Annotated in this window: 1 protein-coding gene; it reads left to right on the forward strand. The window is 49.9% G+C overall.

Going from position 1 to position 407, the window contains the following annotated elements:
- Positions 1 to 124: 124 nt before the first annotated feature.
- Positions 125 to 407 (forward strand): helix-turn-helix domain-containing protein (locus tag FJV41_RS56330; protein WP_004166231.1); only part of this gene is annotated, 283 nt, incomplete at its 3' end.

Here is a 407-nt window from a genome sequence, read left to right on the forward strand (position 1 = left end):
GGGGCGATTGGCTAAGCCAAGAACCGCGTCGGTGTCGGGATATGCCCCGCGCAGAAAAAACAAAGCCCGCAAATGTGGACTGCACCCCAAAAGTTGGACACCCAACTGAGTAAGGTGCAATTTTATGGCTAAACCAAAGTATTCCCCTGAAACAAAACTGGCTGTGGTTAATCATTATTTGTCCGGTAAAGACGGAGAACAGAGTACAGCCGACCTTTTTGGTATTGAAAGAACATCTGTCCGTCGCTGGGTCAGGGCATGGCAGTTCCACGGTGCAGAAGGCCTGACTGCAAAAAATAATCATTATTCCGATGAATTTAAACTCGTGGTCGTCCGGGCGGTTATCAGTGACCGCCTGACGATGCGTGAAGCGGCTGCCCGGTTTAATCTCTCCGCAGAAATACTTG

Origin of the sequence: Myxococcus llanfairpwllgwyngyllgogerychwyrndrobwllllantysiliogogogochensis (assembly GCF_006636215.1) — a bacterium.
Taxonomy (GTDB): Bacteria; Myxococcota; Myxococcia; order Myxococcales; family Myxococcaceae; genus Myxococcus; species Myxococcus llanfairpwllgwyngyllgogerychwyrndrobwllllantysiliogogogochensis.